The sequence below is a fragment of the Yaniella sp. genome (assembly GCF_030453185.1).
Lineage (GTDB): Bacteria > Actinomycetota > Actinomycetes > Actinomycetales > Micrococcaceae > Yaniella.
In genome coordinates this window covers 1-22,206 of record NZ_JAKDKW010000024.1, presented here as the reverse complement: position 1 = coordinate 22,206, position 22,206 = coordinate 1, and the positions used below count along the sequence as shown (strand labels likewise).

Here is a 22,206-nt window from a genome sequence, read left to right as displayed (position 1 = left end):
ATGAATCCACAGGTTCATAAAGGTAACCCGTGAATCAGCTGGTCAGAGGCTCAATACTCGGGTTCTGGTCCGGAGAAATGTTTAGCCCCGGGCAGCGTCTTGCGCGTGTTGTTGTATCGCAAATGCCACCGCGGCAACGGCCGGATGTTGGGCGGAAGCCTGACGCATGGCCAAGAAGATATGTCGCTGCGGTGCGGAGTCAAGCGGCACCCAGGTGACCTGAGGTCGCCGGTAGCCACCGAGCATGCCGGGCAGAATGGCCACGGCCTCGCCGGCTTCAATCAGCTGCAAGTGTGCTTGCAGGTCAGCCGAAGAGTACCGGATGTCTGGTTCAAAGCCTGCGACGCGACACTGCTGCAATGCCCAGTGACGTGACGCTGCCGGGGCAGGCTCCATGATCCAGGGCAGGTGGGCGGCATCGGTGAGCTGTGTGACATCGTTAGCCAGCGTGGCGGGAATAGCTAGGCGTAGTGGATCGTCCACCAGGGCGGTCGTGAGCATATCGGGTAACTGGGGGACCGCGTGGCCGGGGTATTGTTCTGCCACAACAATGTCGAAATCCCCGGCCCAGGTATCGTGCAGAGCCTGTTCGGGTTCACGCTGCGCGACTTCCAGTCGGATCTGAGGATGCGTTGCGCCGAGCAATCGAAGGGTGCCCGGCAGCAGTGCTAGGGCAGAGGTTTGAAACATCGAGAGTCGCACGGTACCGGCCACGGTGGAATCCGCCTCGGCCAGCTGAGCAGTAGCTTCTTCCATGATCGCCAACATGTCATTGGTGTGCTCCACCAGGCCCAAGGCGGCGGTGGTGAGCATGACCTTTCGACCTGACGACACCAGAAGCGTGGTGCGGGCCTCCTTTTCCAATCGCGAGAGTTGAGCAGAGACCGTCGAGGGCGCAAAATTCAGGGCCGCTGCCACCTCGGTGATCGTGCCGCGAATCGCCAGCTCACGTAACAGGCTCAGACGGTGCAGGTCTAACACTTTGATCCTTCGGGTTTTATGAACGGTGCTATTCGAGATTATTCGCTATACCCGAATCTACCTCTCGGCGTATGCTGTGTGTCACTATCTCGAACGTTATGTGAATCAGGAGCATCATGCAGTCAGCACAACATCGTCACTCTGACATCATGCCGTGGCAGCTGGGTGATGCCGCGGTTGCCCAAGTGCGCACCTGGTTAGCAACCGCCGCCGGGATCAAACCTGATGCCTCCGCGCAACAACTCGCGGGTGTGCTGAAAGACCCTGCCGGCCTGGACTTTACGGTTGGATTCGTAGATCGCGTCGTGCGTCCGGAAGATAATACGGCGGCAGCCGATGCTCTGGCACAGATTGCGGACGACGTTCCAGCGTTTTTGCCCTGGTATTTACAAACCGCAGTTCGTACCGGCGGTAAACTCGCCAAATTCGTCCCCGGCGCCGTGGTGCCAGCAGCCCAAGCTGCGCTGCGATCGATGGTCGGGCACCTGATTATTGACTCCCGGGATCCACACCTTGGCAAAGCGATCAAGAAGATTCGCACTGACGGCGTGAATCTTAACATCAACCTGTTGGGTGAAGCGATTCTTGGACAGGGAGAGGCCAATAATCGTATTGCAGCGACCTTGGCACTCATTGAACGCCAAGATGTCGATTATGTGTCCATTAAGGTTTCGGCGACGGTTGCTCCGCATACTCACTGGGCGCACGACGAAGCCGTGGACGACATCGTGGAAAAACTTCGCCCGGTCTACCGTGCCGCGATGCATGCTGATCCGGTGACCTTTATTAACCTCGATATGGAGGAGTATAAGGATCTGGATCTGACCCTGGATGTGTACCGCAAACTTATGTCCGAACCAGAGTTTCAGCATTACGCCTCGGGGATCGTGCTGCAGGCCTATCTCCCTGATGCCTATCAGGCGATGGTGCAACTTCAAGGTTTCGCAGCTCAACGCGTTGCGAGCGGGGGAGCGCCCATCAAAGTGCGCGTCGTCAAAGGTGCCAACCTGCCCATGGAACAGGTTCAAGCCGCCATGAACCACTGGCCGCAAACCGTCTGGCCCAACAAACAGGACACCGACACCAACTACAAACGCATCCTGAATTTTGCGATGACGCCGCAACATCTGGCGAACGTCCAGATCGGAGTGGCCGGACAAAACTTGTTCGATATTGCCCTGGCCTATCTGTTGATGCAGCACCGGGGAATCGACGTCGATGGTCCGGTCGACTTTGAAATGCTCTTGGGCATGGCCACTGCCCAGGCAGAAGCCGTCCGAGCCGATGTCGGCCGACTGCTGCTCTATACTCCGGTCGTCCACCCGGATGAATTCGATGTCGCTATTTCCTATCTTGTGCGCCGCCTCGAAGAAGGCGCCTCGGACGAGAACTTCATGTCGGCGGTCTTTGAACTCGACAACGAAAACTTCTTTTCTCGGGAGTCAGACCGATTCCTGACCTCACTCGCCCAACTGGAACACGAAGCCGAGGTCATCCCGCAACCGCGAAGAACGCAAAACCGCCAAACCGAGGACTTTTCGCACGCTTCACCTGCAACCTTCGTAAACGCGGCGGATTCGGATCCGAACTTGGCGGCCAACCGGTCCTGGGGTCGGGAGACCATAGACCGTATGCAGGATTCCACCCTGGGTGATGCCCTGGTGAAGAACTGCAGGGTCACAACTGAGGAGCAGCTAGAAACTGTTATCACCTCGGCCATACAGGCCGGCACGACGTGGCAGGATCTGCCGTTGGCAACCCGCAGCCAGGTACTGATCCGCATCGGAGATCATCTTGCCGCGGCACGCGGTGATCTGATCGAAGTCATGGGTTCCGAAACCGGTAAAACCATCGATCAGTCTGATCCAGAAGTCTCTGAAGGTATCGACTTTGCCCGCTACTACGGTGAACAATGCCTGCATCTGGCGCAGGTGCCGGGCGCCACCCCACACCCCGTGGGGCTCACCGTCGTGACACCACCCTGGAACTTCCCGATGGCCATTCCCACCGGGTCTGTCACCTCGGCACTGGCCGCCGGCTCTCCGGTCGTCTTCAAGCCGGCGCCCCAAGCTCAACGGACCGCGGCTGTCATTGTCCAGGCGATTTGGGCTGCCCTCGACGAATTCGACCTGCCCCAAGCGACCGTGCAGTTTGTGATCGCCGAAGAATCAACCATCGGCACCAGCCTGGTGACCGATCCACGAGCCGAACGCGTCGTTTTGACCGGCGGTTATGAGACCGCCCAACTGTTCAAAGACCTGCGCCCCGATATGCCACTTCTTGGTGAAACCTCAGGCAAGAACGCCATCATCGTCACCCCCTCGGCAGACCTTGATCTTGCCGTGGCAGATGTGGTGAACTCTGCTTTTGGGCATGCTGGCCAAAAATGTTCGGCTGCTTCGCTGGTCATCCTGGTTGGTCAAACCGCCGTCAGTCAACGCTTCCACCGCCAACTCTTAGACGCCGTCAATTCACTGGTGGTTGATCACCCCGATAACCCGCAGGCACAAATGGGTCCGGTCATTCACGAACCGGGCGAAAAACTTAGCCGAGGTCTCACCGAACTTGAACACGGCCAACGATGGCACTTGAAACCCCGCGAGCTGGATGACACCGGTCGCCTGTACTCACCCGGTGTGCGCTCCGGCATCAAGCCGGGCTCGGAATATCACATGACCGAATACTTCGGACCGATCCTGGGTGTGATGTCAGCCAACACACTCCAAGATGCCATCGAATATGTCAACGCCGTACCGTATGGGCTCACGTCCGGCATCCACTCGCTGGACCCCGAAGAAATTGCCACTTGGAGTGAGCAGATTACCGCCGGCAACTTGTATATCAACCGCGGTATTACCGGGGCTATTGTCCGCCGGCAGCCCTTTGGCGGGTGGAAGCGTTCGGCTATCGGCCCTGGGGCAAAAGCCGGTGGACCAAACTACCTCATCGGACTCAGCGACTGGACTGACGACGCATCCACGGTGCCGGATACCGCCGATGAACTGGCCGACCAGTTGGTCAATGCTGTCGCCCCATACCTGGATGCAGAAGACGCACAGTGGCTTTCCGCAGCTGTTGCACACGATGCCATAGCGGTGGGAACCTATACGGGCCAGCGTGATATCTCGTATCTGAAAGTCGAAATCAACGCGCTGCGCTACCGCCCGGTTCCGGTGACCATGCGTCTGACCGGGACCTCATCGCAGGACATTGCGCAGCTATTGCGTGTGGCCTTCGCCGGAATCCGTGTGCAGGGTGCCGTTGCAACAGGGCAAGGAACCGGAACGCTTCCGGTGAACACCATTTCCTTGCCGTCAGATGCTCCACGGGAACTCGTCAAGGTTTTTGCCGAGACAAACGTTGAAGTCGCCTTCGAATACACCGACGCCTGGTTGCAGCGAGCAAACTCCCTCGCCGAAACTGAACCCGCAAGCGGTCCGGATCGTATCCGGTTGATCGGGGACACCGAAATCGCAGATACCATCTCCGCAACCGCGCAGAGTCCAGAGACTGCGCTGTACACCCAGCCGGTGACTTCTGCTGGACGGTTGGAGATGCTGCCGTTCATTGGCGAGCAGTCAGTGACCATGACGGCGCACCGATTCGGCACACTCAACGATCTTCCGGAGCAGGCTCTGGGCGATATCCAATTCGGCTAACGAATGCTTCACTGCTCGTGGGCCCTGACACTGTTCAGCGCGGTATTGCTCATGAACGACGTACCCTAGGCCGCTCATAGCCCTGGTATTCGGTGGCTGGTGGATACTCCGCCCCCGAGGGATATGGCCGCCAGTAAACATCTGACCTTTGCAACGCAGGCTGCCCCGGGCATCCTCGATGAATTCCTTGACCACGCCGGCGACGCGACTCACTCGTCTTTATCCGCGTAGATGCTCTTTTTCTGGTCATAGGCGCGTATCTGAAACCATGCGAAGGCCACGACCCCTACGAGCAGGATCAGCCAGGACCGCTCGGTGGCAAAGAATGCTTCGTCGTTCAAAAAAACCGCTATGAGTTCAATGATCAGCACGACGACGGCGCCAACCACGGCACCCAGTAGGGCGGCCTTTACTTTGCCGGGCATATAAGATTCCTCTGCTGAAGGGTGTCAATGTGGTCGCCGATTATTCGGTCAGTGTGTCTTGCCACGCTTGATGCAGCTCCGAAAACTGACCCCCTGCGGCAATCAACTCATCTGGGGCGCCGTCTTCAATAATCTGGCCCCCTTCTACTACTAATACCCTATCGGCAATCATCACCGTGGATAACCGGTGAGCAATGATAAATGAGGTCCGCTTGCCCAATAATTCTTCCAAGCCCTCTTGCACCATGGCCTCGGTCGGAGCATCTAATGACGACGTCGCCTCATCTAAAATCAGCACATTGGGATCAGCAAGGAAAGCTCGAGCAAACGAAACAAGTTGGCGTTGTCCAGCAGACATTCGCCCACCTCGAGCTAGAACATCGGTATAGAATCATTGCGGGAGGCGCTGGATGAACGTATCGGCACCTATGATGGCTGCTGCCGCTTCGATTTCCTCGCGGCTCGCTTCCGGGTTTCCCAAGGCGATGTTGTTGGCAACGGAACCCGAGAAGAGGTAAGACTCCTGAGTGACCATCACGATGTGGTCGGTGAGGGTTTCCATATCCAGGTCTTTGAGGTTCACACCGTCCAGGGTGATCGAACCGTCGGTGACGTCATAGAAGCGTGCCATGAGTTTAGCGATCGTGGACTTGCCAGCACCGGTAGAACCGACGATGGCAACGGTCTGTCCTGCGGGCACATGCAGCGACGTCGGATGCAGCGCCAGGGGCAGTTCGTCGTCATATCGGAAGGACACATCATCGAACACAATCTCGCCTTGGACATCCGCCAGCTCCACCGGATCTTCAGGATCAGTCACCGAGGATTCTTCGGCCATCAGACCCGAGATTTTCTCCAGTGCGGCAACCGCAGATTGGAAGGTGTTGTAAAAGTTTGCGATCTCATCGATGGGCTGGAAGAACCGGCGAGCGTAGAGCACGAGGGCAACGAGCACACCAACTTGCAGTTCATCACCCAGCACACGGAATCCGCCGACCGTCAGTACCGCAGCGATCGTAATGGTCGACAACCAGCGCAGAGTCGGCTGATAAATACCGAAGAGTTGGATGGAACGCAGCGAGGACTGGCGATGATCTTCGGCTAGCTGCTCATAGCGCTCACCATTGGCTCGTTGACGACGATAGGACTTGACCGCACGGATCCCGCTGACAGTTTCGACAAAGTGGGAAATGAGCCGAGCAGAGTTCGTTTGGATCTGACGGTAAATCACCGACGACCGCTTCTGGAACCAAATAGTCAACATGGTGGCGGGAATCAATAATCCGGCCATGACGACACCCGAGGGGACGTCCATGGTCACAATAAGCACCATGGTAAAGACCATCTGCAATACCGAACCGACCATGATATCCAACCCGGAGTTCAGCAGGTTGGCTAAGGCATCCATATCTGAGGTTTGGCGGGCAACCGTCCGCCCCGAGGCATAGGTTTCGTGGAATTTCATGTCGAGGCGTTGGCTATGTAAAAACAGTCTCTTACGCAGGCCGAACAGCATGTGTTGGCCGATGGTCATATTCCAACGAATAAACACATACATCAGCCCGCCACCGACCAGCGCGGCAGCAATATGTGCTACTGAGGCGGCCACGGCCGGGGTGGCGTTCCCCTCGAGCAGCGCGGGAATACCGTTGTCAATGCCCCAAGCGATAATGGCGGGGCTGGCCACCGAGGCTAACTGTGCCAACACCACGATGGTCGAGAGTCCAACGAGCTGCCACTTATACGGTTTGAGTAGACTGCCCAGCAGTCGAAGAGATGCTCGACGTTCTTCCTTGGTCATTTGGGTATAGCGCGTGGAACTGCCGCGCGTTCTTCCTGGGCCGCTCATAGGTTCACCTCGTGACTGCCTGCGGTGTTGGTGGCCATGATGTAGCGGTAGCGTGGCGAGGAACGCAGCAACTCCTGGTGGGTGCCCACAGCGGTAATCTTACCGTGGTCCAATAATGCGACCCGATCTGCCAGCGAAACAGTAGAGGAACGGTGGGCAATAATGAACGTGGTCGTGTTGTCGAGCACCATTTTGAGCTGATCGATCACTCGTTCTTCCGTCTTGGTATCCAGAGCTGACAGCGGATCGTCCAAGAGCAATAGGGATGGTCGGGCAGCTATCGCCCGGGCTAACGCGATGCGTTGGCGCTGGCCACCTGATAGCGAGAAGCCTTCTTCCCCGATGCGCGTCTCGATACCGTGAATTAAATCGACCACAAAATCTGCATCAGCAGCGTGGAGTGCTTCCCACGCGATCTCCTTTTGGACAGCATCGGGAAGCTCAGGATCTACGCCGAGCAGCACGTTGTCACGTACCGACGACGAAAACAGGGTGGTATCTTCAAACGCAAAAGCCGTGAGTCTGCGCAGGTCATCCAGATCCATGTCGTGGACGGACACTCCGTCTATGATGATGCGCCCACCGGTGATATCAAAGATGCGGGGTACCAATTGCAGCAGCGTTGATTTTCCATTGCCGGTAACACCCACCAGGGCCATGGTTTCACCGGGGCGGATGTGGAGATCTACTCCCTGGAACATGTCGGGCTGGTCCTGTGCTGCATCAGGGAAACGGAATCGGACATCTTCCATCACAAGCTCACCGGTAGCGTTAGCAAAGTCGATAGCAACCGGATGATCGGGGGAGACGATCGTGTTTTCGGAGTCCATGACTTCGAAGTAGCGTTCAAGCGCGGTGGTGGCGTTGACGGCTTGGCCAAACAGCATGCCTAACATCCGAGTTGGGCCGACCACCAGTGTTGCAGTGGCAAAGAAGCTGGCCAGTTGGCCAACGTTCATCCCGCCGGAGTTCACCTGGAAGAGCCCCACCAGCAGGGAAATGCCCAGCACGGTTTCCGGTAGTGCCATCATAAACATATCGAATCGGGCTGTAGTGGTGGCCTTTCGCACCTCATTGTCACGAAGGGCGCCGGCGGTGATTTGAAATTTTTCTAAGGCTTGTTTGCTGCGACCGAAGGCTTTGAGCACGCGAATACCTTGGACAGATTGCTCTACAGTGGTGGAAATTTCGCCGTTAAGATCCTGTGAGCGGCGTGTGAGGATAGAAAATTCCCGCTGGAACCGATAGGTCAACCAGATGATCGGAGGCACGACGACCAAAAAGATACCGGCCAGCAGGATTGATGAACGGGACATCATGTAGATACCAACCAGGACCGTGGCGGCTGATGACACCATCATGATCATGCCAAAGGCGATCCAGCGGCGTATCTGGGTGACGTCTTGTTGGGCACGAGACAGGAGCTGTCCGGAACCCCAGTCGTTATGGAAGGCTACCGGCATATCGAGTATCCAGTTATAGAACCGAACTCGCATTTCACGTTCGGTGTTGGTTGATGGTCCGATGGCAAATACTCTTCGAAGCCAGAGCAGCACCGCTTCGACCAGGCCTAGTGCGACTACCACACCGCCGGCGATCCAGACGGTGGCTGCCGTGGGGGAGGAGTTGAGGTTGTTGACTAGTACTTCGAGTACCTGGGGGATCATCAGTCCAACAACGGACGCCCCGATGGTGACGAGTAGTCCCAAATATAAGCGCGTACGAATGGGCGCGATGATGCGCCATAAACGTGCCATGGCCGCTATCATGAACCAGGCCTCCTGCCAGATTGCTGGGCTGCAACACTACGAAAACTATCGTGTTTATCGTACTGAAGCGTCTTGGAGGTTTGAAGGTCCGGAAGGGGAATTACGCTACTGAGTGCGGTAGTTAGCTACGGTGGAACAATGATTTGCGCCAGTATTCGGGTTCGGCGGTGATCAACATACCCAGCTGGCGGAAGATGGACTCATCCACCGAGCCAAGAATCGTGGTGGTGTGGACATCGCAGCCTCGCAAATGCTGCAGCATATCGATGGCCTTCCGGGCGTCTTCGGATTCAGCGGCAGAAACAGACAGCGCTATGAGCACTTCATCGGTGTGCAATCGCGGATTGATGGAACCCAAGTGTCGGGTCTTCAAAGTCTGAATCGGTTCAATGGCCTGTGGACGCAACAGGTGGACGTCGTCGTCGATCCCGGCTAAGTATTTCAATGCATTGAGCAGCATGGCGGCTGAACAACCTAAAAGGTCAGAAGTCTTGCCGGTGATGATCGTGCCATCACCAAGTTTGGCGGCACTGGCAGGCTGGCCGGAACGCTGTGCGACAGCAGCCGCAGGAGCCACGACTGCCCGGTCATCGCGTGAGATGCCAACACGGGTCATAATGAGTTCAATCCGTGTGGAGACCGTGTGGTCGGTAGTATCCATGCGCCGTTCTTCTACCCGGGCCTTATACCAACGGCGAATGATTTCCTGTTTGGCGGCTTCGGCACACACGGCGTCATCGCTGATGCAGTGTCCCACCATATTGACACCCATGTCAGTGGGCGACTGATAGGGAGACTCACCATAGAGTTGTTCCAACATGGCTTTGAGTAATGGGAAAGCTTCAACATCTCGGTTATAGCTGACAGCCTGCGACTGATAGGCAGCTAGGTGATACGGGTCAATGATGTTGTTGTCATCGAGATCTGCGGTAGCGGCCTCGTAGGCCTGATTGACAGGGTGCTGTAATGGCAAATTCCAGATCGGAAACGTTTCGAATTTCGCGTAACCGGAGCGAAGACCGTGTTGATAGTCGTGGTAAATCTGAGAAAGCGAAGCCGAAAGTTTGCCAGAGCCTGGCCCAGGGCCGGTCACGACCACCAGCGAACGGGTGGTTTCCGCGTATTGGTTTTGGCCAAAACCCTCTTCCGAGATGATTTTCTGAGTATCGGTGGGGTAACCGCTCGTGGGGTATTGGTGTGTGACCTTGAGGCCGGCGCGCTGCATCCGATCGCTAAAGGCCAGCGCGTTGGAATACTCTGCGGACAGCTGGGTGATCACGAGGTGTTCAACCATGAATCCTTCGTCACGAAAGATATCGATCAGCCGCATGGCTTCGTCTTGATAGGTAATACCCAGATCGGCACGAATCTTTTCGTACTCGAGGTCTTTAGCGTTGAGGACCATCATGATCTCGAGCTCGTCTTTGAGCTGCTGGAGCATCAAGATTTTATTATTTGGGGTAAATCCCGGCAGAACGCGTGAGGCGTGGAGATCATCGAAGAGTTTTCCACCCATCTCCAAGTACAGCTTGTGGCCGATGTCTTGGCGCCGCTGAGAAATGAATTGGGACTGCAACTGAATGTACTTCTGCGAGTCGAAACCAATATCAGGGCGAAACGATCTTTCCGGGGTCATATACTCAGCTTCCACGAAACACCATTGTTCCATGAACGCTCGATGGAACCTAGTTATTGACTGCCGCACCAAAGCGTTTACATGTCCTTTGTGTATATGAGAACCGTAACAAAACTCATCACAACTACCACACTGGTCGTGGGTCTAGCCATATGGTCAAGCGCGGCGCAGGCAGTTGTCGAAGTAGAACCGGCGCTCGAACTGCTTGAGGAAATTCCTATTGTTGAAGAAACCTCGATGGAAACCTATGAGCCAGAGTCCTGGGTCCCTGATGCGGACGAAGAGGAGGGCTATTTTAGTGTCGCCGGGTGCTCAGCCGCGCAAGAGATTTTGATCCGCGCTACCCGGCCAAACTCCCAGAAAGTCGATGACGACGATTGCACCCTGCTCGTTGGTGCTGCAACTGATCCATATTCTGGCGATTTTATAGAGTATGACTGGCAAGAAGACACTGACGAGGTGCCGTTTTCCGTCGATCACGTAGTTTCTGCCACCTAATTCGGCAGTACGCTGTGTGTATGTTGCCACCACTGTCTATATCAAGCACAAACACGAGCTGACCATGGACCAAGACGAGCATGATGTCGCACGCTCTGTGCTGTCAGATGCACAATGTGGGACAGTCGGGGCCCAACCAGCCGTGACTCTAGACGAGGTGGCTCACAACGCGAAATTTGGTGATACCAATGAGCATTCTCTTCTCCAGAACCTAGGTGTCGTTGCTGTAGTGATTAGCGGTCTTGTTGCGGTAGCCCTCCTCAGTTGGTGGGCTCTCCAGCGAAAACGGCGTTCGGCCGAGAAGTCGTAAACAGCAATACTGCAGAGCGGGGCGCATTGCAAGACTTGTCATTGGTGGTCTTCGCCACCACGGCACCACAACGTGTAGGGGTTGAGCCGGGGTCGCAGCACAATTACTGGTGGTTTTCGACGCGCAACACGCCGTTTAAAAATTCTTTTTCTGTGGATGAGCCAAATTTTTGGCACCTATGGGAATGTGGAGAACTATTTATCTGTTGTACTAGACCCGCACCATGATGCCGATGCGGCAAATTTCAATCTTGTGGAGTCTTGGTGGATAAGCTGTGGAGAACCCTGTGGGTGAATGACACTGATGTAAGCACTACATCTAGTTATGCTTGGCGTTGGCGATCCCTAGATGTAGTATTAAGTCTGTGGTTGAAGCCGATGAGGGCTTCACCAAGAATTCATCAAGACAACACCGTTGAAACTTCGAGTTCACGAAGTCCGCGGAGTTAGCCGACTCAGAAGCAGCCGATCAAAGGGAGATAGATCATGACTGTGACCGTTTACAGCAAACCAGCATGTGTACAGTGCAACGCAACCGTGCGTGCCCTGGATAAAAAAGGCATCGAATACGACGTTATCGATATGTCACAGGATATGGATGCCCTTGAGCGCGTGCGCGCTCTTGGATACATGCAGGCACCGGTCGTCATGACTGAGGCTGATCACTGGTCAGGTTTCCGTCCAGACAAGATTGCCGATCTGGAGAACGCTGACTCCGCCGCATCGACCGTTGCCTAGGCCAAGTTACAACAGAGGTTTTTGAAAGCAGGGGTAAAATGACTACCCAGGTTCAGGATAGATCGTTCGTGAAATCACCAGAGTCTCAGGACCTGGTGGAAACCAGTGCGAAACTGATCTATTTTTCCTCGGTATCTGGTTATACTCACCGTTTTGCAGAGAAGTTGGGTTTTGACGACGGGTACATGGCGCGTCTGCCACTGATTACCCGCGATCCAACGCTCTATGCACGCGAACCATTTGTATTAATGCTGCCGACATACGGTGCGGGCAAAGGCCCCGGGGTTGTTCCCAAACAGGTTATAAAGTTCCTGAACGTAAAAAACAACAGAGAGCTGATTCAAGGCGTCATCGCTGCTGGAAACACAAACTTTTACGACGCCTACTGTCTTGCCGGTGACATTATTTCGGCAAAGACCAACGTACCGCTCATGTATAGATTCGAACTGATGGGAACACCAACCGATGTGACCAAAGTTCGTGAAGGATTGGATGCATTTTGGCAACAACACTCACTGAACAAGAACTGATTCAGTCAGCTAAGAAACTCCCTGAGGCTTGGCAAAATCTGGGATACCACGAACTGAATGCCATTCTGAATCTCTATGGTCCTGATGGCGAAATCCAGTTCGAAGCTGACCACGCAGCTGCACGACAGTACTTCTTGCAACACGTCAATAAAAACACCGTGTTCTTCCATAGCAAGAAAGAACAAATTGCTTACCTGATCGAAAATGATTACTACGAACCTGCCACGTTCGAGCAGTACCCAGATCAGTTCGTATTCGATCTCTACGATCAGGCTTACGCACACAAATTCCGCTTCACATCATTTTTGGGTGCCTTCAAGTTCTACACTTCCTATGCACTCAAAACCTTTGACGGTGAGCGCTACCTAGAACGGTATGAAGACCGCGTTGTCATGAACGCCCTGTACTTGGCACGTGGTGACCAAGATATGGCCAGCCGCCTGGTGGATGAAATCATCCTGGGTCGTTTCCAGCCAGCCACTCCAACGTTCCTCAACGCCGGGAAGAGTCAGCGTGGCGAACTCGTCTCCTGCTTCCTGCTGCGTGTAGAAGACAACATGGAGTCCATCGCTCGTGGTATCAACTCCTCGCTGCAGCTGTCCAAGCGCGGCGGTGGCGTAGCACTGAACCTGACCAACCTTCGCGAACAGGGCGCTCCGATTAAGAAGATTGAAAACCAGTCTTCCGGTGTCGTACCGGTCATGAAGCTCCTCGAAGACTCCTTCTCGTACGCCAACCAGCTTGGTGCACGTCAAGGTGCTGGTGCCGTGTACTTGAACGCACACCACCCAGACATCACCACCTTCTTAGACACCAAACGCGAAAACGCTGACGAGAAGATTCGTATTAAGACGCTGTCCCTCGGTGTGGTTGTTCCAGACATCACCTTCGAACTGGCAAAGAAGAACGAGCCAATGTACTTGTTCAGCCCGTACGATGTTGAAGCTGTCTACGGTGTACCATTCAGCGAAATCTCGGTTACCGAGAAGTACTACGAAATGGTCGATGATGCTCGTATCAAGAAGACCAAGATCGCACCACGTGATTTCTTCCAGACCGTGGCAGAACTGCAGTTTGAATCTGGCTACCCGTACATGGTCTTTGAAGACCACGTCAACAACGCCAACCCGATCAAGGGCCGCATCTCGATGTCGAACCTATGCTCGGAAATCCTGCAGGTCTCAGACCCATCGACCTACAGCGCAGATCTCTCCTACGACCACGTAGGAAAAGACATCTCGTGCAACCTGGGCTCAATGAACATTGCCAAGACCATGGACTCCGGAGACGTCGGCGGCTCCATCGAAACAGCAGTGCGCGCCTTGACCGCAGTATCTGACCTGTCAGATATTTCTTCGGTCCCATCCATTGCGAAAGGCAACTCCCAGTCTCACGCAATTGGCTTGGGGCAGATGAACCTGCACGGCTACCTAGCACGTGAACAGGTCCACTACGGTTCCGAAGAGGGCCTGGACTTCACCAACATGTACTTTTACACGGTGGTGTATCACGCACTGCGCGCGTCCAATAGGATCGCGATCGAGCGTGAGGAAGTCTTCGGAGGATTTGAGGACTCCAAGTATGCATCGGGTGAATTCTTCGACAAATACACTGACCAGGAATGGAAACCAGCCACCGATAAGGTAGCGCAACTCTTCATCGATGCTGACGTGCACATTCCAACGCAGCAGGACTGGAAAGAGCTGAAAGCTTCTATCATGAAGCACGGTATCTATAACCAGAACTTGCAGACTGTGCCACCGACGGGTTCGATTTCGTACATCAACAACTCGACCTCATCGATCCACCCTGTTGCGTCCAAGGTTGAAATTCGTAAAGAAGGTCGCCTGGGTCGTGTCTACTACCCGGCACCGTACTTGACCAACAACAACCTCGAATACTTCGAAGATGCCTACGAAATTGGCTACAAGAAGATTGTCGATACGTATGCACAGGCAACCCAACACGTCGATCAGGGCTTGTCGCTGACCCTGTTCTTCAAGGACACCGCGACCACCCGTGATGTCAACAAGGCCCAGATTTACGCCTGGACCAAGGGCATCAAGACGCTCTACTACGTTCGTGTTCGCCAGTTGGCACTCGAAGGTACCGAAATTGAAGGCTGCGTATCCTGCATGCTGTAAAGCACTAACATGGGGGTGTGCCGTATGAATATCATTCAGACGGCACACTTTCTCATGTGACCACAAGCGCACAAGTTTTAACCGTAGAAAGAAGTTGCATGACTCCTGAAGAAGTAGCGCAGCGCATACCCACCTACCAGGCAATCAACTGGAACCACATCGAAGACGACAAAGACCTTGAAGTCTGGAACCGTCTCACCACAAACTTCTGGCTTCCAGAAAAAGTCCCGCTTTCAAATGACCTGCAATCGTGGGCCAACCTGACCGAGGACGAACGCGAAGTCTCGATGAAGGTCTTTGCCGGTCTGACTCTGCTAGACACCATTCAGGGCACCATTGGCGCACTAAAACTCATTCCAGACTCGTTGACCTTGCACGAAGAAGCCGTGCTGTCCAACATCGTGTTCATGGAAGCCGTTCACGCAAAGTCCTACTCTTCGATCTTCTCGACCCTGGCCTCCACCGATGCCATCGACAACATCTTCCGTTGGACGCGCGAAGAACCGACCTTGCAGTACAAAGCACACGAGATTATCAAGCATTACGAAGGCGATGACCCGCAAAAACGCAAAATCGCTTCAGTCATGCTGGAGTCCTTCCTCTTCTACTCGGGCTTCTACTGGCCAATGTACCTGTCCTCACAGGCTCGTTTGACCAACACCGCTGACTTGATCCGATTGATTATCCGTGACGAAGCTATCCACGGTTACTACATTGGTTACAAGTACCAGCGCAACATGGAAAACGAGACTCCAGAACGTGCTGCAGAACTCAAAGAGTTCACCTACGACATGCTGCAGGATCTCTACGATAACGAAGTGGCGTACACCCACGACATCTACGATCCGCTCGGCCTGTCCGAGGACGTCAAAAAGTTCTTGCACTACAACGCCAATAAAGCGTTGATGAACATGGGGTATGAACCGATGTTCCCGGATTCGCTGACCGATGTGAACCCAGCGATTCTCTCGGCACTGAGCCCGAACTCGGATGAGAACCACGACTTCTTCTCCGGTTCCGGGTCCTCATACGTGATCGGTGCTAAGGAAGAAACCGAAGACGGCGACTGGGACTTCTAAAACTTCTTATAAGACCTAGTTCCAGAGGCCCTGAACAGCAAGTACGCTGTTCAGGGCCTCTGCTGTTAATACACTTAAGAGAACGACACGAATAACTTTTCGAGTTTTGCGACGTCATCTTCCGTACTCTCACCGTCAGCAAGACACTCCCGCAATGAAGAAGAGATCACGAGGAAGCCAGCACGATCTACTGCCTTCGAGACGGCTGATAGTTGCTGCACAACCTGTGAACAATGTGCATCATCTTCAACAGCGTCAATAACAGCCGCGAGCTGACCGTGTGCGCGACGCAATCGGTTGACAATCTTCTTCTTTGCTTCCGGGTCGGACTCCAAGCCGGTACGTTGCACCATAACTACTTCACCTCATACAGATATGTTTGCCATCATTATACCCCCTAGGGTATCCTGTCTGAATACCCCCTAGGGTATAAGGGAGTAACGCAGAGTAATAGCGCAATAAGGAGCAAAAGATGTGTAGACCAGTGAAATGCGATGTTTGTGCAAAGACCACCTGGGCTGGTTGTGGTCAACATGTCAGCCAGGTTAAGGCAACGGTGCCATCTTCGCAGTGGTGCAACGGTCAGCATTCACAACGTGAAATCGATACGGCGCGTGCCGCAAATCCAGGTTTCCTCACGAGGCTCTTTCGTCGGTAACTCGACCATCACTTGAACATGTAAGGAATCAATATGCTTCTTGAACACATTTACGATACAGACTTTGCCCAGGGCAGCTACTTCATTGGCTGTCAAGTGGAAAATACCGCGATCGTGGTCGATCCGCGACGCGATATTCAGGTGTACTTAGATCTTGCCGAGCAGCACGGTATGGAAATTGTGATGATCACTGAGACTCATATTCACGCTGATTATTTGTCCGGCACACTCGAGCTCGCCGATGCAACTTCAGCCCAGGTATACGTTTCTGACGAAGGTGGTCCAGATTGGCGCTATGGGGCGGGATTCAATGCCGCAGTGCGTATGAAGCACGGGCACAAGATGACCCTTGGCAACATCACACTGGAAGCTGTGCATACCCCCGGACATACTCCAGAACATATGGCCTTTCTTGTTACTGATGGAGCGCAGTCCTCAGAGCCTGGTTTTATGCTGAGTGGCGACTTTGTATTCGTGGGTGACCTAGGTCGTCCCGATCTCTTAGACGAAGCTGCCGGGGAAGTAGACACCCGTTTTGAAGGGGCACAGCAACTATTTGCCTCACTGCGTGATCATTTCCTGCCATTGCCAGACTATGTTCAAGTACTGCCAGCACATGGGTCCGGATCTGCATGCGGCCGAGCACTTGGTGCGGTGCCAACCACCACGGTGGGCTACGAACGAAACTTCTCATGGTGGGCAAGATTTATCAAAGAACAGGATGTTGAAGGTTTCGTCGACGAGTTGCTCGCCGGACAGCCTGAAGCCCACGCCTATTTCAGTCGGATGAAAGCACAGAACCGTGAAGGTCCAAGAGTTCTTGGACCGCTTCCTGAGCTGGTCGAGTATGCGCCTGAAGGACTCAAACCGTTACTAGCTCGTGACGACAAAATTCTGCTCGATACTCGTCCGCACCAGGAACGGTATACCGCAGCAGTGCCTGGCGCTTTGGCGATACCGGACGCTGGTAAAGCGGGGACACATATTGCCTGGGCATACGACCCTGAAACTGAACATCGTGAACTCATTGTGCTAGCCGATAACCTTGAGCAAGCACAGCGTTACCGTGACCACTTTTTGCGCGTTGGCGTCGACGGACTCACTGGTTATGTCTCGAGTCTCGATGGTCTTTTGGAAGACGGTGTGACGACTATTTCAGCCGAAGAACTTCCGCAGTCTGACACGTATTTCCTCTTAGACGTACGCAACATGAACGAATATACGGACGGCTATATCCCGGGGGCACACCAGCTTGCCGTAAGCCGAGTCGTGTGGCACGACGATGAGCTCCCCAGAGATCAACCAATTGTTACCTACTGTGCTTCCGGGCGTCGAGCTGCTGTTGGCTCTTCTGCGCTGCGACGTAAGGGATACCACGTCATTGAATTAGACGGTGATTTTCACACCTGGGCGAATATCGAAGGCAACATGCCAGCATACGCGCAGGTCTGATCGTTCCGCTGTGTTTCGACGTCAACTCACCTATGGCAACGAAACACAGCCGTGCGATAACTCACAAGACAGAGAAGTATCTGGCAAGATAGGCTCATGACCTCATCACAGGAACCAACTAAAACAGAAGATTCTGCGTATTTTCGGCGAATAAACTCCATCGAAATGTCCGAAGATGTGCGCACCTCGTATTTCGTGTCCACGCCACACGCTCAGGGCGCATGGCAGGATGACGAATTGCACATGGCCCCGGTCTCTGGGCTCGTAGCCGCAGAGCTGGAGGCCTACCAGCCGCGTGAAGATTTCATTACCACGCGTATCAGCTTTGACATTCTGGGCAAACTGCACGCTGGAGAAGTCAAAGTCGTGACCGAAACCGTGCGTCCGGGACGCACGATCGAACTGATCCAATCCACTGTCTATGCACAAGGCCGTGCAGTACTCGTCGGTCGTACGTGGAAGGTTATTGCTTCAGACACCAGCAAGGTCGCGAAGCTGAACGACCCAGCTTTACCACCGGTTGAAGAAGCCGAACCATGGGACGAGATGTCCAAACGTTGGCCAGGTGGATTCATCAAGTCGATCGAGGCTCGAAAGTTCGCCGATCACACCCCGGGGCACGGGCGTGTGTGGATCACCACTGATATTGATGTGATCGAAGGCGAAACTCCCTCACCTTTCGTCAAACTGATCGGTCTCACCGACACGGCAAACGGCGTGGCCCCCATTGCTGAACCGAGCACAGATAACGTCTTCTTCGCCAATGTTGATCTGACGATTCACTTCTTGCGTGAACCTGTTGGGACATGGTTGGGCTTTGCTACCTCAGCAAATATTGGAGCAACCGGCGGTGGCATCACTTCGGCCATCCTCTACGATACTCACGGCATACTTGGCCGCTGCGAGCAGTCCCAGACTGTTCGCCTGGCCTAGAACCGGCCTGAAGGAACGACTTCGGCTCCGCAACCCATGAGGATTGCGGAGCCGAAGTCGTTAAAGCGGTCGATTAGTGGCCGCGCTTGATCCATTCGTCCAGGTGTGGTTTTTCATCACCAATCACCGTGAAATCACCGTGACCAGTGAGCACTTTGGTGTGCTCAGGCAGTGGGAAGATCTTGTTCTTGATCGATTCGATGATGACATCGAAGTCTGAGTACGACCGACCGGTGGCGCCGGGACCACCGTTGAACATGGTGTCGCCCGAGAACAACACCCCGCCCTCAAGCTCTGGTGCATGGAAGACGACGCAGCCGGGGGAGTGGCCCGGTGTGTGAAGAGCAGTCAGCGTTACACCGGCGATAGTAAACGTATCGCCGTCGTTGATGTGACCATCTGGTTTTTCATCCGGGTGGGTAGCATCCCACAGCATCTGATCGTCTTTGTGGATCAGGACCGGTGCATCGACGAGTTCACGCAGCTTGATGACCTCGGAAATGTGGTCATCATGACCGTGGGTCAGCAGGATAGCTGACACGTTGCGACCGCCGATTGCCTCACGGACTTTTTCTACGTCGTGGGCTGGGTCAATGACAAGGACATTCTGTTCGTCGCCAACAATGTAGACGTTGTTGTCTACGTTGTGGGTTTCACCGTCGAGTGAGAAGGTTCCGGAAGTTACAATGTTTTCAATCTGTGCCAATTTACATCTCCACCACTGAACGCAGGACTTTGCCGGCGTTCATTTTGTCGAAAGCTTCGTTAATATTGTCCAGGTTGATGCGTTCGGTGACGAACGCATCCAGATCTAGCCTACCCAGCAGGTATTGTTCTACCAACATTGGGAAGTCGCGGGAAGGTAAGGTGTCACCATACCAAGCGGACTTCAACGAGCCACCGCGGCTAAAGACATCCTGGAATGGCAGTTCCAGTTTCATATCTGGGTGTGGCACTCCGACGAGCACGACGCGACCGGCAAGGTCACGTGCGTAGAAGGCCTGCTTATAGGTCTCTGGGTGACCAACGGCTTCAACTACAAGATCTGCGCCGAAACCATCGGTGTACTCACGAATGGTTTCCACGGGATCCTGGTTTTTGGAGTTGATCGTGTGGGTAGCGCCAAGGGTCTTGGCTTGTTCCAGTTTGGCGTCGTCAATATCGACGGCGATGATCGTGGTAGCTCCAGCCAGTTGAGCGCCTTGGATGGCGGCCATGCCGACACCACCACAACCGATCACAGCCATGGTTTCACCGCGCTGGAGTTCACCGGTGTTAATGGTTGCACCAATGCCGGCTACAATGCCGCAGCCCAGGAGGCCAACCGCAGCGTCCTGGTGGTCTTCGAGCTCGGCCTCAATCTTGGTGCACTGTCCAGCGGCGACCAAGGTTTTTTCGGCGAAAGAGCCGATACCCAGTGCGGCTTCCAGTTCGGTGCCGTCTTCCAAGGTCATCTTCTGTTCTGCGTTATGGGTATCAAAGCAATACTGCAGCTGGCCTTTTTTACAGGCACGGCATTCGCCACATACGGCGCGCCAGTTCAAGATCACCTTGTCACCGACTTTTACGTTGGTGACGCCTTCGCCGATTTCCGATACGACGGCAGTGGACTCATGGCCGAGCAAGTACGGGTAGTTATCGCCCACGCCACCTTCAATATAGGAATAGTCCGTGTGGCAAACACCGCAGGTGGAAACATCCACAACCACTTCACCTGGACCAGGATTTGGCACGATGATCGTTTCGATGGTTACCGGGGCGTTCTTCGACCGCACAACAGCGGCTTGGACTTTATGCGCCATGGGGCTTGGTTCTCCTTCAAAGTCATAGGTTTGCCCACAGGATCTGTAGGCAGTCAGACACTATCTGACCATAGCTTGAGTGCCATTGACCATGGTTGGCAACATGCTGGCATACTGGAATTATGTGTGGACGCTACGTGATAGCCAGAGCAATCGGCGATTTAATGGCAGCTTCGGGTGCAGATAACGCCAAATTCGAGGAACTACGCCCGGATTATAATGTCGCCCCAACCAAGAACATCCCGGTGGTGGTTGAGCACTACCAGGAACCACGTGATACTTCTACGGCATGGGAACGCAATCTGTATCTGGCCCGTTGGGGACTTGTGCCGTCGTGGGCAAAAGATCTTTCGTTTGGTCAGCGCACCTTTAACGCCCGAGCTGAAACAGTGGTTGAAAAGCCGTCATTTCGTTCCGCGGTGAAATCCCGACGGGCAGCGATTCCGGTGGACGGTTACTACGAATGGTTGGCGCCACAGATCAAAGGTGAACGCAAACAGCCATATTATGTTCGGCCCAAAGATGGTTCACCGATCTTCTTCGCCGGTCTGTATGAATGGTGGAAGGACCCAGCTGCCCAAGACGACGCAGCGTGGGTACTATCCACCACTATGTTGACAGGTGCTTCCCCCGAAGCGGGGGCTCAACCGGCAATCCTGGATGACCTGTCTGGCCTACACCACCGTCTGCCGTTGCCTATGAGCTCATCGACGATGAACAAGTGGCTATCGGCAGGTGAGGTGACCAAAGACGAAGCAGTACACCTGGTCGATACAGTCGTCGCTGGGGCCTTCGACGTGGCTTCTGAATGGGAAATGTACCCGGTCGCACCGGCTGTTGGTTCAGTAGCCAACAACGGCCCGGAGCTCATTGAGCCTTTTGAACCGGGCCAAGACACCCTGCTCTAGGGCTGGTTGTCTCAACCGAGTTCAGCTGGCAGTACTTCGGCGCTGCCATGCACATGGACATCAAGGAAATTAGCGAACACTTTGTACCAGACTTCAGCGTTGCCGCGGCTTTGAATCCAGTGGCCCTCATCGGGGAAATACAGGTAGCGATGAGCAGTGTGCCCGGTGGTGTCGGTGACGGATGGCGTTATCGTGTGCAGAGCGTGCCACAGTTGCTGTGCCTGACCGATGGGCACCCGGTAATCTTTATCTCCGTGAATCACCAACATCGGTACGGCAATGTCTTGAGCAAACTGATGTGGTGAATACGCTGCCTGTGGCGACATCGCCCGGTCCCAGGTGGCATTGTCAGTGGTTTGTCCCATCGTGGTGGTGTCCCACAGGGAAGCGTGAGTGATAATGCAACGGAATCGCTTTCCGGTGTGTCCGGCAATCCAGTTGGCCATGTACCCGCCGTATGATCCACCGGCCACCGATGTCTTGGTGGCCTCGATATCGTCTCGTGCTTCGGCAGCATCAATGAGGGCTAATAGGTCGGTATACGGGGCGCCGCCTAGCTGTTGATTTCCTCGATCAATCATCGCCTGCCCATAACCAGTCGAAATTGCCGGATCAGGAAGCAACACTGCATACCCGGCGGCCACAAATGGGTCTGGGTTCCACCGATACGTCCAGGCGTTCCAGGAACCCCACGGCCCACCATGCACAAACACCACCATGGGAAAAGGGCCGTCTCCGTCGGGTAGTCGCAACCAGGACCGCACGGTGGTCCCATCAGCAACCGTCACACTGATGGTCGCTAGACGGCCGGGGGAGACCAGGACTGGGGCAGCAGT

General features: G+C 54.5%; 17 protein-coding genes and 1 pseudogene. 9 read left to right on the top strand and 9 right to left on the bottom strand.

The window, feature by feature from the left end; translation table 11 throughout:
- Positions 1-81: 81 nt before the first annotated feature.
- Positions 82-981 (bottom strand): LysR substrate-binding domain-containing protein, encoded by a 900-nt coding sequence (locus L0H14_RS05470; protein ID WP_301419391.1) that lies wholly within the window; start codon positions 979-981, stop codon positions 82-84.
- Between the two features lie 116 nt (positions 982-1,097).
- Here L0H14_RS05470 and L0H14_RS05465 point away from each other — a divergent pair, with 116 nt between their 5' ends.
- Complete coding sequence (locus tag L0H14_RS05465) at positions 1,098-4,640, top strand: bifunctional proline dehydrogenase/L-glutamate gamma-semialdehyde dehydrogenase (protein ID WP_301419392.1); 3,543 nt, start codon at positions 1,098-1,100, stop codon at positions 4,638-4,640.
- A gap of 209 nt (positions 4,641-4,849) precedes the next feature.
- Here L0H14_RS05465 and L0H14_RS05460 read toward each other — a convergent pair whose 3' ends face one another.
- The 4 genes and pseudogenes from L0H14_RS05460 to L0H14_RS05445 form a co-directional block, all read right to left on the bottom strand.
- A complete protein-coding gene (locus L0H14_RS05460; RefSeq protein WP_301419344.1) occupies positions 4,850-5,065 on the bottom strand; it encodes a hypothetical protein in 216 nt (71 codons plus the stop codon).
- 40 nt (positions 5,066-5,105) lie between these two features.
- A pseudogene (locus tag L0H14_RS05455) lies at positions 5,106-6,866 on the bottom strand (ABC transporter ATP-binding protein).
- 44 nt (positions 6,867-6,910) lie between these two features.
- A complete protein-coding gene (locus L0H14_RS05450; RefSeq protein ID WP_301419345.1) occupies positions 6,911-8,671 on the bottom strand; it encodes an ABC transporter ATP-binding protein in 1,761 nt (586 codons plus the stop codon).
- Positions 8,672-8,804: 133 nt separating this feature from the next.
- Positions 8,805-10,319, bottom strand: a complete 1,515-nt coding sequence (locus tag L0H14_RS05445; RefSeq protein ID WP_301419355.1) for a DUF1846 domain-containing protein — start codon at positions 10,317-10,319, stop codon at positions 8,805-8,807.
- Positions 10,320-10,415: 96 nt separating this feature from the next.
- Here L0H14_RS05445 and L0H14_RS05440 point away from each other — a divergent pair, with 96 nt between their 5' ends.
- From L0H14_RS05440 to nrdF, 5 genes are all read left to right on the top strand, one after another.
- Positions 10,416-10,817 (top strand): hypothetical protein, encoded by a 402-nt coding sequence (locus L0H14_RS05440; RefSeq protein WP_301419346.1) that lies wholly within the window; start codon positions 10,416-10,418, stop codon positions 10,815-10,817.
- A 795-nt stretch (positions 10,818-11,612) separates the two neighbouring features.
- Complete coding sequence (gene nrdH / locus L0H14_RS05435) at positions 11,613-11,864, top strand: glutaredoxin-like protein NrdH (RefSeq protein ID WP_301419347.1); 252 nt, start codon at positions 11,613-11,615, stop codon at positions 11,862-11,864.
- Positions 11,865-11,902: 38 nt separating this feature from the next.
- A complete protein-coding gene (nrdI, locus tag L0H14_RS05430; RefSeq protein ID WP_301419348.1) occupies positions 11,903-12,394 on the top strand; it encodes a class Ib ribonucleoside-diphosphate reductase assembly flavoprotein NrdI in 492 nt (163 codons plus the stop codon).
- Positions 12,394-14,538 (top strand): class 1b ribonucleoside-diphosphate reductase subunit alpha, encoded by a 2,145-nt coding sequence (nrdE, locus tag L0H14_RS05425; RefSeq protein WP_301419356.1) that lies wholly within the window; start codon positions 12,394-12,396, stop codon positions 14,536-14,538. The genes nrdI and nrdE overlap by 1 nt, the downstream gene beginning before the upstream one ends.
- A 98-nt stretch (positions 14,539-14,636) precedes the next feature.
- Positions 14,637-15,617, top strand: a complete 981-nt coding sequence (nrdF, locus tag L0H14_RS05420) for a class 1b ribonucleoside-diphosphate reductase subunit beta (protein WP_301419349.1) — start codon at positions 14,637-14,639, stop codon at positions 15,615-15,617.
- A 74-nt stretch (positions 15,618-15,691) separates the two neighbouring features.
- Here nrdF and L0H14_RS05415 read toward each other — a convergent pair whose 3' ends face one another.
- Positions 15,692-15,970 (bottom strand): metal-sensitive transcriptional regulator, encoded by a 279-nt coding sequence (locus L0H14_RS05415; protein ID WP_301419350.1) that lies wholly within the window; start codon positions 15,968-15,970, stop codon positions 15,692-15,694.
- Positions 15,971-16,308: 338 nt separating this feature from the next.
- Here L0H14_RS05415 and L0H14_RS05405 point away from each other — a divergent pair, with 338 nt between their 5' ends.
- Together L0H14_RS05405 and L0H14_RS05400 are read left to right on the top strand one after the other, a co-directional pair.
- Positions 16,309-17,727: a rhodanese-like domain-containing protein gene (locus L0H14_RS05405; RefSeq protein WP_301419352.1), complete on the top strand. Its 1,419-nt coding sequence runs from the start codon at positions 16,309-16,311 to the stop codon at positions 17,725-17,727.
- Positions 17,728-17,823: 96 nt separating this feature from the next.
- Entirely contained in the window at positions 17,824-18,660 is an 837-nt protein-coding gene (locus L0H14_RS05400) for a thioesterase family protein (RefSeq protein ID WP_301419353.1), read from the top strand.
- Positions 18,661-18,733: 73 nt separating this feature from the next.
- Here L0H14_RS05400 and L0H14_RS05395 read toward each other — a convergent pair whose 3' ends face one another.
- Both L0H14_RS05395 and L0H14_RS05390 read right to left on the bottom strand, forming a co-directional pair.
- Positions 18,734-19,366: an MBL fold metallo-hydrolase gene (locus tag L0H14_RS05395; protein WP_301421473.1), complete on the bottom strand. Its 633-nt coding sequence runs from the start codon at positions 19,364-19,366 to the stop codon at positions 18,734-18,736.
- Between the two features lies 1 nt (position 19,367).
- Positions 19,368-20,462 (bottom strand): S-(hydroxymethyl)mycothiol dehydrogenase, encoded by a 1,095-nt coding sequence (locus L0H14_RS05390; protein ID WP_301421472.1) that lies wholly within the window; start codon positions 20,460-20,462, stop codon positions 19,368-19,370.
- Positions 20,463-20,584: 122 nt separating this feature from the next.
- On the opposite strand from L0H14_RS05390, the gene L0H14_RS05385 reads away from it, so the two are divergent.
- A complete protein-coding gene (locus tag L0H14_RS05385; RefSeq protein WP_301421471.1) occupies positions 20,585-21,370 on the top strand; it encodes an SOS response-associated peptidase in 786 nt (261 codons plus the stop codon).
- Between the two features lie 11 nt (positions 21,371-21,381).
- Here L0H14_RS05385 and L0H14_RS05380 read toward each other — a convergent pair.
- Positions 21,382-22,206, bottom strand: an 825-nt coding sequence (locus L0H14_RS05380) for a S9 family peptidase (protein ID WP_301421470.1), incomplete at its 5' end; no start/stop codon positions are given.